This is a genomic window from Roseovarius sp. YIN77 (assembly GCF_057219155.1).
On the sequence record NZ_JBXVVI010000021.1, the window covers coordinates 35,440 to 49,059 of the forward strand.

Genomic DNA, 13,620 nt, shown 5'->3' on the forward strand with positions numbered 1-13,620 from the left:
CCGGTTCTGAGGGGGAACAACCAAGCGGCTGATCGCGATGCGCCCCATTTCCCTGTAATGCGTGATGCTGTCTGATCAGCCATCGGGCATTTGCAGGATCACACTGCGGCTGCCCTTGGTGTATTCCAGCCTGTCAGCGCTGATTGCGGCGACCACGCCGCCATCCAGTTTATCCCCGACACTGACCCGGTGATACCGGCCATTGCGCATACGCACCAACGCACGGCGGTTGCCCGGTGCACCATAGACCCCAATCAGGGCTGTGCGGCGCAGGTTCAGCGCCCCTTCGAATGTGGCCTGTCGGGCGACAGAAGCAGAAGTGGGAATCTGTGGCTGCCGGTTTGCCGTTGTCGTTGCCACCGCAGTTGCGGCAGCGCTGGCGGCGGCATTGGCGGCACGATTTTGTTCGGCTTCGGTGATCTTGGCCCGCGTTGCTGTGACAAGGGCAGCAAAGTTGTTAGGCCGATGTAGCGGGCGGAGAGACCTGGCCAGTACGATGGCATCCAATGCCTCTGTCTGGGCAGATTGGGGCGAGTCGGGCCGTGGGGCCGGTCGGCGCTGTGCGATCTCTGTCCGGGAGAGGCCCGCGAAACGTTCGCGTTCAACCAGTTCGGTCAGATTGTCAGGGCGCGTGGCCGGGCGGAAACCGGCAAGGCGTTGCAGTTCCTCGGACAAAGCTGCGGGCTCCGCGACCTCTGCCGTCTCTTCCGGCGCCGACGGTTCAATGGTTTCCGGTGCCTCAGCGGTTTCGATTTGATCGTCTGCTTGTGGTTCTGGCTCTGGGTCGGAGCTGACAAAGGGTGCGGGGTTGGCCAGCCGTAGCGGCTGATCCTGATCCGGGTCCGGATCGGTTGCGGGCAGTGCCACCGCATCATGGCCGATAGTGCGGCGATCGGGGGGCTGCACATAGACCTGCGGCGGGAAGTTGTCACCCGGATAGATCAAATCTTCGGGGGGTGTTTCGTCCGGTTGCGTCAACGCATAGTCGATGGCGGGGACTTCCGGTGTGACTGGATCCTCTTCAATCGCGTCGGTTTGGCCTTGTTCCTCGTTCGGGATTTCAGGGGCCGGATCTGCCGTTTCGGGTTCCGTATCCGCAATGCTGTCTGAGTCAACCTCTGGAATCGATCCAACCGGCCCATCGGGGATATTGGGCAGATATTCGGGATCGCTGGCAGGCCATAGCAACAATGCCGCCAAAAGGCAGACGGCAACGGCGCCTGCGACCCCAGCGTTTCTGCGGGTGGTCGGATTGGCCCATGCCCGCTTAAGCGTGTCCATCACCGCGATCGGCGGGGCGAATTCATCATTCTGGTCGGCGCTATCCGTGTTCAGGCTGGCATTGGCGTCAGACAGGATTGGGGCCAGTTGCGGGTTGTCATTTGAAGAGGCGATAACCTTGTCAGCCTCGGTATCCTGCGGAGGCGGGGCGGGTGCCGTATGCGAGCTTGCCCTTACAAAGACGGGTTGGCTGGCGGTTTTCGGCGCTGCTACCGCTTGATTTTGCGTGCTGCCCTTTGCCGGTTTTGCCGCAAGATCCGGGGTCAACTCAAAGGCGGAGACCGGTTCAGCAAATCCATCGAACCAGCTGGCCTCTGCCCCGGCGGTCTGGCCAAAGGACACCTCGCCGGGAAATCCGCCAATCGTCCCATTAGCGGCGAAGGAGACGGGGTTGAACCCGTATTCCTTTGCAAAGGTTTCGGCCTCTTTCAGCGTAACAAGCGCCACCGCAGCCACTAGCGCCTGATCGCCGGTTTCGCACCAGTCAAATCGCAGCTCATCCAGGGCGTAAGGCGTGCGCCCTTCCAATGCGGCCCGGATCTGCGCGATGCGCGCCAGTTTGCCGGGGCCTGGGGCATGTGCCGTGATGAACAGAACCTGCGACGCCGGGATGATCAGTTTCGTAGCCAGCCCGCGCGGATCCAGCTGCACAGCGGTCTGGCGCATGTAGCTGAGATTCTGCGGCAAATTCGGGCTGTCGGTGCGCGTTTTGCCCACCTCTTGCCAGCCGGTCTGCGCCTGATGCAGCAGGACAATGTATTCCGGTGAAAGGTCTAGGGCGAAATTCAGCTTCATCTTGGGCTTTTGCGGCAGTGTTGTTGCCCGCGAATATCGGACGTGCCAGAGTCCTATCGTAGCAGAGCCAACAAGAAAAGAAAAACGCCAAGGTTTCTGGCTTGGGCCGCGTCTAACTTGCGTAGTGATGATCAGGATAAAGGGTAAGTCATGCGATTTCTGATGGTTGTATTGTCGATAGCACTGGTGGGAACCCCCACCTATGCGCAAATGTCAGCCGACACGGTGCGGCAGATCACGGTGACAGGGCAGGGCCGGTCAGAGGCCGCACCAGATCTGGCCACTATCACGCTGGGTGTGGTCACGGAGCGGCCAGAGGCCGCAGACGCCATGCGCGCGAATTCCGAACAGGTGGCCGATATGCTGACCCTGTTGGCAAAAGAAGGGATCGACGCGCGCGATATGCAGACCAACAACTTGTCCCTGCACCCCCGGTATCTGCACCGCAACAACGAGGCGCCGCAAATCACCGGCTTTATCGCCAACAATACGGTGATGATCCGTGTGCGGGAACTGGACAATCTGGGTGGGATTTTAGACCGGGTTCTGACGAGCGGTGTCAATCAGTTGCATGGGCTCAGCTTTGGCTTTGCCGATCCTCAGGCGCAACAGGATGCCGCACGACGGTCCGCCATTTCAGAGGCGCGGCGCAAGGCGGACCTTTATGCAGAGGCTGCTGGCGTTGTCGCCGTGCGGGTGGTCTCGATCACTGAAACCGGGGCCGCCTCCCCGCGTCCGGTGATGATGATGGAGGCGCAGGCGATGTCGCGCGCCGCTGACGTCCCGATTGCCCAGGGCGAGGTGACAACACAGGCACAGGTGACGGTGGTCTACGAATTGATTGATCTGGAATGACACAGCGCCCAATAACCCGCGCCCCGGATTACTGGGGCGCACGAGCTTCAAATCGACGCAAGGCCAGAACTGCGGCGGCGTAATCGCCTATCGATAGTCCGCGAAAGGCAAAGGCCACGGGTTGGCACAGGCCAGATGCACCAATCTGACCCGCGACCAGTTCTGTCAGATCACCGGTGACCTGATCATAAGGCACCATGGGCTTTTCGCTTTCACGCTCCTGCACACGGTCATCGACGATGATGGTGTTGAAGGCTGTCATGCTGTCGTCAATCCAGGGGATGCATACATCTGTAATCGCGGCAAAGGCCGTGGGTTTGAGCCATCTGGCATCCAAGAAGGGCTGAATGGAGTAATCCAGCGTTACCGATGTCACGATCAGATCAGCATCATTGAGCGCCTCATTGGCTGTCGCGCTTGCCTCTGCCTCTAGACCGATATCGCGGACATATTGGCAAAGTTTGTCGATGTTGGATTGTCCGCGACCAAAGACACGTATGCGTTTCAAGGGAAACAGTTCTGCAAAGGCATCCAAATGCGCATGGGCCTGCACGCCTGTACCGACAAAGGCGACCGTTTCTGCCCGCGGATCGGCCAGACGCCGGGCGGCCACCACCGACAGTGCGGCGGTTCTGATCGCGGTGATCCAGTTGGCCCCCAATACCGCACGCAACAACCCGGTATGTGCATCCAGAACCATGATCGCCCCGTTGATCGCTGGAAGCCCTCTGGCCGGATTTTCAGGGCAGACGGTGACTTGTTTGACAACAATATATCCGTCATCACCAATCGCCAGGGTGGACATGGCATAACGGCCGTCCCCCGGCAGGATCGCCGATTTGGGGGAGGTGTGCAGGCGCCCCTCTGCCTTGGCGATCAGGGCTGTTTCAATCGCATCGGCCACCTCGGATGGCCGGATGCTGAGCGCGTCCAAGTCCGCGTCTGAAATATACGTCATCGCGCCATTTGGCATTTTTGAACCACTTCTGAGAATGCGATCAGATTTTCCGGCACACCTGATCGTGGTGTGCCGTGTGGTTCTATCTGTAGCTTTTTAGGCTGATGCAAAACAATCGAAACTTTGGCCCCCGGCTAACCGGGGGGCCGGATCAGTTGTTATATGTGGGGAAGGCTTTGCACAGGTCCGCAGTTTTTGCCTTGCACGCAGCGACGGTTGCATCCGTGTCGCCCTGCGCTTCGGCATCCAGAAGATCAGCGATCATATGTGCGAGTGTTTCAAACTCTGCCTCTTTCATCCCACGCGTGGTGGCTGCACCTGTACCCAACCGCAGGCCGACCCACTCTGGTGGGCGGGGGCTGTCATTTGGGATCGGGTTTTTGTTGGCGGTGATATTGGCACGTTCAAGAACGGTTTCGGCCTGCCTGCCGGTGATGTTCTTGGCGCTAAGGTCGACCAGCACGATATGCGTGTCAGTGCCGCCAGAAACGATGCGCAATCCGCGGGATTGCAGCGTTTCTGCGAGCTTCACGGCATTGGCTTTGACCTGGGCACCGTAGGCTTTGAACTCATCGGTGAGCGCTTCGGCCAGACAGACAGCCTTTGCCGCCAAGACCTGGCTGTGAAGCGATCCCTGAACACCGGGGAAGACCGCAGATTGCAGTTTCTTAAACCAATCTTCGTTATTGGTCAGGATCAGGCCGCCACGTGGTCCGCGCAGTGTCTTGGTGGTGGTGCAGGTGACGATATCTGCATGTGGAATGGGCGACGGATGCACGCCTGCGGCAACCAGACCCGCGAAATGCGCCATGTCTACATGCAAGTACGCGCCGACTTTCCGTGCGATCCGACCCATGCGTTCAAAGTCGATTTCGCGTGGATAGGCAGACCCACCTGCAATCAGCAGCTTTGGTTTTATCTGTTCGGCCAGTTCTTCCATCGCATCGTAATCAATGACTTCGGTGACGGGATCGACGCTATAGTGCGAAGCGTCAAACCAACGCCCTGACAGGTTTGCTTTCAACCCGTGGCTAAGATGCCCGCCCGCCGCAAGATCAAGCGACAAGACCCGGTCGCCGGGTTTCAGCAGCAGAAAGAACACCGCCAGGTTTGCCTGACTGCCCGAATGGGGCTGAACATTGGCATAGTCACAGCCGAACAGCGCCTTAACGCGGTCGATCGCGGCTTGTTCCACGACATCGACGAATTGCCCGCCGCCGTGAAATCGTTGGCCTGGATATCCTTCCAGCGTTTTGTTGGTCATCTCGTGACCCAAGGCATCCAACACCGCACGGCTGACGATGTTTTCAGACGCGATCAGTTCAATCTGATCTTGCTGACGCTGCTTTTCATTTTTCAGGGCTTCGGCAACGACCGGGTCGATTGCTGATACGGGTTGTGTGAAATGAGACGACATCCTGAGTTCTCCGATCTCTGTGTGATGCCGGGAAAATCAAGCTATTTCCTGTTCAAAGCAAATGAGTATTGCTATAAAATAGGCGCAGAAAAACTGAGTCTTAGACATGGCCCTTTCCCCACGTCGACCAAAAGGTCCGCATTTGAATGCGCTTCGTGCCTTTGAGGCGGCTGCCCGGTTGGGCAGTTTCACCGCCGCGGCAGAGGAGCTATCGGTCACGCCGGGTGCGGTGACCCAACATATTAAGGCCCTGGAAGCATGGGCAGAAACCAGGCTTTTCGTGCGCAACGCTCGCGGTGTTCAACTGACGCCACTGGCAGAGGGCCTGTTACCCGGCTTTGTCAAAGCGTTCGATGAATTGGGAATGGCGGTGCATGCGTTGCGCAGTCAGGCCACACCAAGCAAGATCAAAATCGCAGCGCTGCCTGCCATCGCTCAGCTTTGGTTGACCCCCCGATTGGGCAAATTGCGTGACGTCGCACCAGACATTTCGGTTTCAGTGATTGCGATGGAAATGCCCCCAAACCTGGCGCGTGAACCTTTTGACATGACGTTGTTTTTTGCGGATGAGGCACGCGGTGCAGGGGAGTTGGAAATCGCTCCGGATCGAATTTACCCGGTGTGTACGCCGACGATTGCCGCGCGGCTCAACACCGTTGCTGACCTTGTTCATGAAACATTGCTGTTTGACAGCACGTGGACTTCGGACTGGGATACATGGCTGGACACCCAGCCCGACGGCGACATTGTCCCGCGTTTGGGAAATGTGCATTCGCTCTATTCCATCGCGGTGGAGGAGGCACGCCACGGCGCGGGCGTTCTGATGGCCCATGAGCTGTTGGTCGGGGCCTATCTGGCGACGGGTGAATTGGTCCGGCCGTTTTCCGGGACTGTCGAACTGCCACGCAAGATGATCGCCACAATGACACCTGCGTTTTCGCGTTCGGTTGTGTTCGGGCAGATCAAATCTGTTTTGCTCGGCACGCCCGCATTTCCCTGATCTTTGCGCCTGACGGGGATTGGCCTCATCAATTGGTTTCCCTTTGGCGTTTTGATGTGTACCCCTAGGACGGGCAGGTGAGGACAGGGAATTCTGTGTGGGGATGACAGATTTCAATATCATGATCGTCGGGCAGGCCGGACGGCTACAATATGAGGCGACGATTTTTGCGGCGTCCCTGCGGGCCAGTGATCCGGGATTTTCCGGCCGTCTGATTGTGGTTGAACCACAGCCCGGACCCCTTTGGACCACCGATCCGCGGATCACGGACGCGCCACGCGCTTTGCTGGAACATTTGGGGGCAGAGATCGTGTCCTTTGACAGCCACCATTTCGGGCAGGCCTATCCCTATGGAAACAAGATCGAGGGGCTGAGGGCGTTGCCAGAGGGCGCGCCGTTTATCTTTTTCGACAGCGATACCCTGATCACCGGACCGCTCTCTGAGTTGGATTTTGATTTCAACCGCCCAGCGGCGTCGATGCGGCGCGAAGGGACATGGCCCAAGATTGAACTTTATGGGCCCGGATATACCGAGATTTGGAAGTCGCTCTATGATCGGTTTGGGCTGGAATTTGAAACATCGCTCGATCCCGATCAGCCGGACGGGTATTGGCAACGGTATCTCTACTTCAACGCGGGTTGGTTTTTTGGTCCCTGTCCACATGTGTTTGCCGACCGGTTTATCGAATATGCCACGGCTATCCGGGACACACCGCCCAAAGCCTTGGAATGCCAATCGCTGGATCCGTGGCTGGATCAGGTGGCGTTGCCATTGGTTATTCATGCCTTGGGGGGTGGCCGGCCCGGGCCTGCGTTGGAGGCGCTGGATGGGGAAGTCAGTTGCCACTACCGGCTGCTGCCCCTGCTATACGCCCGCGAAAGTGATCATGTTGTCGAATGTCTGGAAACGATAACTGCCCCCAACCGGATCAAGAAGGTGTTGAAAGAACACGACCCCATAAAACGCATGATCTATCAGGGCCGGGGTCATAAGGTGCGTGCCCTGTTTGACCGGGAAAATCTGCCACGAAAAGAACAGGCCATTCGCAACAAGATCAAGCGCGAGGGGTTTTGGATGCGTTGATCTGTCAGCCTGTGGATCGGGTCAGGAGGATAAATTCAGCGGCATATATGCCTAAGACACAGAGCAGAATGATGAGGCCTAAAATGGTAAGAACCCATCTGTTGTCCGGGATAAAAGGGCGTCGGCCAAGAATATTTCGCAACATCGCCACCAAAAGCGCGGCCCCGGAAAAGGCATAGATACAGATCACTGCCAGCAGCACGAGCGCCAGAATATTCAGGAGCATATGAAGCCCGGTTAGGTGCCAGCACAACGCGGCAAGACACACCAAGGCCGCGACGCGCAAATACAGGATTGCGGCGGCCCATAACTCCCCACGTTCGGATATGACTTGCTTTTCTTGGCTCATCGCGCCAGTCCTTGCACTGTTGGTTTTTAAAAATCGGGGCGACCGACCCCGTAGAGATATCAAATTGCTCATCAGGAGGACAGTATGACCGATAGCCCGACATATGGCTTTGACACGATGCAAATTCACGCCGGGACAGCGCCCGATGCCTCAACCGGCGCGCGGCAGGTTCCGATCTACCAAACGACGGCTTACGTGTTTCGCGATTCCGAACACGCGGCCGCGCTCTTTAACCTGCAAGAGGTGGGCTATATCTATTCGCGCCTGACCAACCCGACCGTTGCGGCCCTGGCCAACCGGATTACGGCATTGGAAGGTGGCGCTGGCGGTATCTGTTGTTCGTCGGGCCACGCCGCGCAGATCATGGCGCTGTTTCCGCTGATGGGGCCGGGGTGCAATATCATCGCCTCGACCCGGCTTTATGGTGGCACGGTGACCCAGTTCAGCCAGACCATCAAACGCTTTGGCTGGTCGGCCAAGTTCGTCGATACCGATGATCTGGATGCGGTGCGGGACGCGGTTGATGACAACACCCGCGCAATTTTCTGTGAATCCATCGCCAACCCCGGTGGCTATGTCACCGATATCCGGTCGCTGGCCGATATTGGCGATGCCGCAGGTGTGCCAGTGATTGTCGATAATACCTCGGCCACGCCGTACCTGTGTCGCCCGATTGAACATGGCGCAACGCTGGTTGTGCATTCCACCACCAAATACCTGACAGGCAATGGCACCGTCACCGGTGGGGCCGTCGTTGACAGCGGAAAATTTGACTGGTCGCAATCGGATAAGTTTCCATCGCTCACTGCGCCTGAACCCGCCTATCACGGGCTAAAGTTTCACGAGGCGCTGGGCCCGATGGCCTACACCTTTCATTCCATCGCAGTGGGGCTGCGCGATCTGGGCATGACCATGAACCCGCAAGGGGCGCATTATACATTGATGGGGATTGAAACGCTAAGCCTGCGTATGCAGCGCCATGTAGAAAACGCCGTGAAGGTCGCCACCTGGTTGGAAAATGATCCGCGCGTTGACTATGTGACCTATGCCGGATTGCCGTCGTCGCCCTATTATGAACGGGCCAAGCAGATGTACCCCAAAGGAGCCGGGGCATTGTTCACTTTTGCTGTCAAAGGCGGCTATGATGCCTGCGTAAAGCTGGTGGATAATGTGCAGTTGTTCAGCCATGTGGCGAACCTTGGTGATGCGCGGTCGCTGATCATCCATTCGGCATCAACCACGCACCGCCAGCTGACCCCCGAACAACAAGAGGCCGCCGGTGCTGCACCAAATGTCGTGCGCTTGTCGATCGGGATCGAGGATGCAGATGATATCATCGCTGATCTCGATCAGGCCTTGGCCAAGGCGATGGCGTAAGATCAATCCTGTCAATGAATTCAAAAGGCGCGGCATCCTCCCGCACCTTTTTCATTTCCAGCATTGTTCACACCGTTCTTCCAAAAAAAGGGGCCGGGATCATATAGATCCCGGCCCAAATTCGCTGCCGATGTGCATGTCCTGAGTGTTCAGAACTGACGCCTCTTTAGGGAAGAGATAGGAAAAGGTATCAGCAGCTACATCCTTGATTCTATGATCCAGGACGATTTCGGCAGAGGGCGGGCAGGTGAGGCGCCGCCCTCTGTAGGTTCAGGTCGAGAAAGTCACTCTGCAGGTTCTGTCTGAGCCGCAGGAGGATTGCTTTTCTCGCGAAGGTGGTCGCGATACATTGCCTTGATCATTGCGATCATCATCAAGCCGAGGATGACAGCAAATGGCAGGGCCCCGATAATCATCGCGTTTCGGATCGCCTCCATCGGGTTGGTTTCGCCAGCGGCCAGCAACAGCGTGCCCAACACGGCGGTCAGAATGACACCCCAGACGATACGGTGTTTGATGCCTGTTTCCTGATCCCCGCCCGACATGATGGTGTTCATCACCAGGATGCCGGAGTCTGCGGATGTGACCAGGAAGGTCAGAACCAGAACAACGCACATCACATACAGCACTTCCAACAGGCCGCCGCTCAGGATGTAGGACAAGGTCACGAACAGTTTGTTGGTGTTGGATGCACCGATAATCGCCCCTTCGGCTACGCCGCTGAGTTCCAGATCAATCGCTGTTGCCCCCAGGATGGTCATCCAGGCAAAGCAGACCAGCGACGGTGCCACAACGCAACCGATGACAAACTCGCGGATTGTGCGACCCTTGGAAATACGTGCCAAGAACAGGCCAACAAATGGTGCATAGGCGACCATCCAAGCCCAATAGAAGGTTGTCCAACCTGCTTGCCAGGTGAATTGGCGACCGTCATTGCCGGCTTCATAAACTGCGGCGAGTGTTGCATCGTCCAGTTCTGCAGCGGCACCTGTCAGGCCGGAGACAAAGCCATCATAGCTGCCCCAGGCATTGGTTGCGCCAGAGAAGAGATCGGCAGCAAGCGGCTGTGCGGTTGCAGGCAGCAGGCTGGCAAACTCGGCTTCGCTCATCGGAGAGTAGGCGTTGAATGACAAAAAGAGGAATTGCAGGATGTAGTCGACCAGTGCGATCCCGTAGGTTGTCATTGCAAAGAAGAATGAACCGAAGATGACAAAGGTCAACAGCAGGATCATCGACAATACCAGGTTCAGGTTCGACAGGTATTTAACACCTTTGCCCACACCGGATACCGCAGACAGGATTGACAGGGTCATGATCAAAATCAGACCTGCAATCAGCCCGGCACGGCTTGGAACCGGTGCATCACCGCTGAGATTCATGATCCATTCCACCCCGGTGATTGCGTAGACACCGTTGATCAACTGGCTGACGCCAAAGCCGATGGTCACAGACACGGCCAGAATTGTTGCCACAACGCCCAGCGTATCAATCACATGGCCCAGAAAGCCGTTCGCGAATCGCCCGATCAGCGGTGTCAGCGCACTGCGCAGCGTCAAAGGCAGGCCGCGCGTATAAGAGCAATATGCCATGGCCAGACCCGCGATCACGAAGACACCCCAAGTGTGGAAGCCGTAATGCGCAAACGTAAAGACGTAAGTTGACCGCAGAGCCTCTTTGGAGTTTGCTTCGACGTTTTGTGCCAGCACTTCCGGGTTTGATCCCCAAAGCCCCAGTGGTTCTGCCGTGGCAAAGACCATCAGGCCGACGCCCAGACCTGCACCAAACATCATTGCAAACCACGAAAAGTTTGAAAACTCAGGCTTTTCCCCTGGAAGGCCCATGACGCGTTTCCCGGTTGAGGGAATAACTGCGATCGCGATCAGAAAGATCGCAAAGAACCCGAAGAGGATGATGTAGAAAGCGTTGAAGCTTTCGAGAAGTTGCCATTTGAAGCTGTTTAGGAAGCTGTTGGCCGAACCAGGCCAAAGCAGAGCCCACAGCACCAAGGCAACCATGATGCATTTGCTGCCGATCGCAATCGGCAAACTGTAGTTTTCATAAAATCCAGACGGTGATTTTTTGATCACCACATCTGTAAACGGCGGCTTAATCATAATTGACCCCATTAGCGCTTGCATGTTCCGTGCTGCCTTTCATCACAAAATTGTAAAGAACCACATTTCGCAGGGGTATACGCTTGTAATCATTTGTAATCAGTATACTGTAAACCAGCGAATGGGAGCGGGCATGGTACAGAATTTTTCCAACAACTTGCGGCAGCTATGTGCGGAACGTGTCAGCATCGCCCAGGTCTGTCGTGAGATTGGCTTTAATCGCCAGCAATTCAACCGTTATCTGAATGGCGGGGGGATGCCATCCGCGCATAATTTGCGCCGGATTGCAGAATATTTCGGGATGAGCACCGATAGCCTGCTGCTGGACGAAGACAAGTTTGCCGCACTTTTGTCATCTCTGAACCGGAGAAGCGAACAAAGATCGCAGCATTCATTGGATTTCATTTTTGAAAATCAAGCACGAGACTTGCGTCGTTACCTTGGAGTCTATCACGGGCACTTTCAATCACCGACTTGGGATGGAGACATCATCCGCACCGTGGTCTGGTTGCGAGAGGAAAAGGGCAAGGTTGTCAGCCATACATTTGAGCGTGCCTACAGCAGTGATGGATCGGTGCGTCAGCGCACCCGGCATCTGGGCTTGGTCGCCTACAAAGGAAACCGAATTTACCTGATTGAAAACGCAAATAGCGAAGATGGCTTTATCTCCAACACGATCATGTTTCCTGCGCATCGACAGCGGATTAATCTGATTCAAGGGCTGACAATGGGCGTTGCAACCCGCCCGCGGCTGATGCCCTATGCCACACCGATCGTGTGGAAACGCATTCCAGAGCGGGTTTCGGCGCGCGAATGCCTCGAACAAACCGGGATATTCCCCCAAAACAGCGCAGCAATCGATCCCGCAATCCGTAAACGTCTGGTCGAGATCTCATATCCGCATGAATTTGTATCTCAAATTGGTTGAAAGGAGATCGGTGGGGTCTTGGAGCGAAGTTATCTGAGGCCTAAAGGTGCTCGCTGGCAAAGTTACGATCAAGAATGCGTAGAAAGTCACGCGATTATTAGATGTGAGCAGCCCTGACTGACGGAGCCGCCCCATCTAAGCGATCCAGTTTGAACGTTAGTGCATGATCGGCCTGAGTTCCATCGGGACGATGGTTTCGGGGGCCGGAGGGCGGTAGCCCAGAGCACTGTGTGGTCGATTGGTATTGTGGTGTTTCCGAACGCGCGGCAATCATTGAATACGAGGGGAAGTATCCAAGAGAGATGGCAGAGTATTTGGCGTTCAAATGCATTCGACATGCGGCCGGGTAAATCCAGGTGGTGTTTTGGGTTCAAAACCCAAAAGCTAGCACACCTAAGCAAAGCTAATCCAACTGAGTTGAACCGCTCGTTTTTAGCCGGTGCGCCAGGACACTCATCACTTTGTAAATGTCACCCGCCTCGGGATGCCACTGCGCCACATCCTTACCTTGTTCAGTGACAACAATGTCGTCGCCACGTGCTGCGGGACCTGTAAGAGCGGCTCGGGGCCCGTTGGCGACGACATTCTCGAACGTTGCTTGTAGCAGCTTTTTGTTCAGCTCCTGAGAAACTTCGGCGGGCACGCCAGCCGCACTCCAAGTTTCTCGTGCGATAGCTTGTAAAACCGTTGCGAAGTTGTTCGAGAACACAGCTGCCGCGTGATAAAGGCTCTTATTCTCTGAATGGATCGGAAAGGGGCGGCCGCCAATTTGCTGGAAAAGCGGTGTGACAATATCCAGTGCTTCGGTATCACCTTCCACACCGCAATAGGTACCATCAAATTGTCCAATCGCAGATTTGGGATCAGCGAAGGTGAGCATCGGATGCACGCTGGCAACATGCCATCCTATGTCTCGAAGTGGGCTGAGTTCATCTGCGGAATAGAACCCGCTACAATGAATTGCGGCTGGCGCTGAACCACCAAATCCACGCTGTGCAAAGGCTTCTGCGATCTCGGAGGCAATACTCGATATCTGAGTGTCAGGCACAGTGAGCACCCATAGATCAGCGGACCGGAGCTCTTTGATATGTTCTACGACGCGTCCTGCTCCGGCAAACTGAACCGCTTCTTGAGCCGACGAAACCCGCGCACTCAATACGTCTTGAATGTTTATTGTAGGGAGCGCTTTCAGCAGTCCGAGGAGTGTCTGGCCCACACGGCCTGCTCCTATTAGATTTACAGTCGTTTCCGCCATCGTCCCTCTCCTAAGCGCGTAATAGCAGGCTAACGAGGATTGGCGCCATGATCAGTAAGTTTCTTGTCGCAGGTCACTGTAGCTAGGGCCTGTTAACACTACCGTCTGATGCCCGCTTCTGCTAAACCATTGTTATGAATGAGATAACAGAAAAGCAGTACGCGTTGATTGAGCCTTATCTTCCGGTTCAGCGCGGGAATGTACGGG

The 13,620-nt window shown here is 56.2% G+C and carries 11 protein-coding genes; 5 read left to right on the forward strand and 6 right to left on the reverse strand.

All coding sequences use genetic code 11. The annotated features are described in order from the left end of the window. Nucleotides 1-75 precede the first annotated feature (75 nt). Nucleotides 76-2,076, reverse strand: coding sequence for a hypothetical protein (locus AC2D8P_RS14615; protein WP_484703538.1), 2,001 nt, complete (start codon nucleotides 2,074-2,076; stop codon nucleotides 76-78). A gap of 150 nt (nucleotides 2,077-2,226) precedes the next feature. On the opposite strand from AC2D8P_RS14615, the gene AC2D8P_RS14620 reads away from it, so the two are divergent. After that, the gene (locus tag AC2D8P_RS14620) at nucleotides 2,227-2,931 is read left to right on the forward strand and encodes an SIMPL domain-containing protein (RefSeq protein WP_484703539.1); all 705 of its coding nucleotides are present in this window, start codon (nucleotides 2,227-2,229) and stop codon (nucleotides 2,929-2,931) included. A gap of 28 nt (nucleotides 2,932-2,959) precedes the next feature. On the opposite strand, the gene AC2D8P_RS14625 is transcribed toward AC2D8P_RS14620, so the two are convergent. Both AC2D8P_RS14625 and glyA read right to left on the reverse strand, forming a co-directional pair. Continuing rightward, nucleotides 2,960-3,889 carry an ornithine cyclodeaminase family protein gene (locus AC2D8P_RS14625; protein WP_484703540.1) on the reverse strand — a complete coding sequence of 310 codons (930 nt, stop codon included), beginning with the start codon at nucleotides 3,887-3,889 and terminating at the stop codon, nucleotides 2,960-2,962. Between the two features lie 151 nt (nucleotides 3,890-4,040). Continuing rightward, entirely contained in the window at nucleotides 4,041-5,306 is a 1,266-nt protein-coding gene (gene glyA / locus AC2D8P_RS14630) for a serine hydroxymethyltransferase (protein ID WP_484703541.1), read from the reverse strand. Between the two features lie 106 nt (nucleotides 5,307-5,412). On the opposite strand from glyA, the gene AC2D8P_RS14635 reads away from it, so the two are divergent. Together AC2D8P_RS14635 and AC2D8P_RS14640 are read left to right on the forward strand one after the other, a co-directional pair. Next, entirely contained in the window at nucleotides 5,413-6,306 is an 894-nt protein-coding gene (locus AC2D8P_RS14635; RefSeq protein ID WP_484703542.1) for a LysR family transcriptional regulator, read from the forward strand. A gap of 103 nt (nucleotides 6,307-6,409) precedes the next feature. Further along, complete coding sequence (locus AC2D8P_RS14640; RefSeq protein ID WP_484703543.1) at nucleotides 6,410-7,390, forward strand: hypothetical protein; 981 nt, start codon at nucleotides 6,410-6,412, stop codon at nucleotides 7,388-7,390. 4 nt (nucleotides 7,391-7,394) lie between these two features. Here AC2D8P_RS14640 and AC2D8P_RS14645 read toward each other — a convergent pair whose 3' ends face one another. Then, nucleotides 7,395-7,739 carry a hypothetical protein gene (locus tag AC2D8P_RS14645; RefSeq protein WP_484703544.1) on the reverse strand — a complete coding sequence of 115 codons (345 nt, stop codon included), beginning with the start codon at nucleotides 7,737-7,739 and terminating at the stop codon, nucleotides 7,395-7,397. An 84-nt stretch (nucleotides 7,740-7,823) separates the two neighbouring features. Here AC2D8P_RS14645 and AC2D8P_RS14650 point away from each other — a divergent pair, with 84 nt between their 5' ends. Then, the gene (locus tag AC2D8P_RS14650) at nucleotides 7,824-9,116 is read left to right on the forward strand and encodes an O-acetylhomoserine aminocarboxypropyltransferase/cysteine synthase family protein (RefSeq protein ID WP_484703545.1); all 1,293 of its coding nucleotides are present in this window, start codon (nucleotides 7,824-7,826) and stop codon (nucleotides 9,114-9,116) included. A 284-nt stretch (nucleotides 9,117-9,400) separates the two neighbouring features. Here the strand turns inward: AC2D8P_RS14650 and AC2D8P_RS14655 are convergent, their stop codons facing one another. Continuing rightward, nucleotides 9,401-11,233 carry a BCCT family transporter gene (locus AC2D8P_RS14655; protein WP_484703548.1) on the reverse strand — a complete coding sequence of 611 codons (1,833 nt, stop codon included), beginning with the start codon at nucleotides 11,231-11,233 and terminating at the stop codon, nucleotides 9,401-9,403. On the opposite strand from AC2D8P_RS14655, the gene AC2D8P_RS14660 reads away from it, so the two are divergent. Continuing rightward, nucleotides 11,196-12,158 (forward strand): helix-turn-helix transcriptional regulator, encoded by a 963-nt coding sequence (locus AC2D8P_RS14660; protein ID WP_484703546.1) that lies wholly within the window; start codon nucleotides 11,196-11,198, stop codon nucleotides 12,156-12,158. The genes AC2D8P_RS14655 and AC2D8P_RS14660 overlap by 38 nt on opposite strands. Nucleotides 12,159-12,561: 403 nt before the next feature. On the opposite strand, the gene AC2D8P_RS14665 is transcribed toward AC2D8P_RS14660, so the two are convergent. Continuing rightward, on the reverse strand, nucleotides 12,562-13,413 hold the full coding sequence (locus AC2D8P_RS14665; RefSeq protein ID WP_484703547.1) for a Rossmann-like and DUF2520 domain-containing protein: 852 nt from the start codon (nucleotides 13,411-13,413) through the stop codon (nucleotides 12,562-12,564). Nucleotides 13,414-13,620: the final 207 nt, after the last annotated feature.

Coding starts and splice junctions, on each gene's coding strand:
- AC2D8P_RS14615 (WP_484703538.1), bottom strand. CDS start 2,076: ATGAAGCTGAATTTCGCCCTAGACCTTTCACCGGAATACATTGTCCTG.
- AC2D8P_RS14620 (WP_484703539.1), top strand. CDS start 2,227: ATGCGATTTCTGATGGTTGTATTGTCGATAGCACTGGTGGGAACCCCC.
- AC2D8P_RS14625 (WP_484703540.1), bottom strand. CDS start 3,889: ATGACGTATATTTCAGACGCGGACTTGGACGCGCTCAGCATCCGGCCA.
- glyA (WP_484703541.1), bottom strand. CDS start 5,306: ATGTCGTCTCATTTCACACAACCCGTATCAGCAATCGACCCGGTCGTT.
- AC2D8P_RS14635 (WP_484703542.1), top strand. CDS start 5,413: ATGGCCCTTTCCCCACGTCGACCAAAAGGTCCGCATTTGAATGCGCTT.
- AC2D8P_RS14640 (WP_484703543.1), top strand. CDS start 6,410: ATGACAGATTTCAATATCATGATCGTCGGGCAGGCCGGACGGCTACAA.
- AC2D8P_RS14645 (WP_484703544.1), bottom strand. CDS start 7,739: ATGAGCCAAGAAAAGCAAGTCATATCCGAACGTGGGGAGTTATGGGCC.
- AC2D8P_RS14650 (WP_484703545.1), top strand. CDS start 7,824: ATGACCGATAGCCCGACATATGGCTTTGACACGATGCAAATTCACGCC.
- AC2D8P_RS14665 (WP_484703547.1), bottom strand. CDS start 13,413: ATGGCGGAAACGACTGTAAATCTAATAGGAGCAGGCCGTGTGGGCCAG.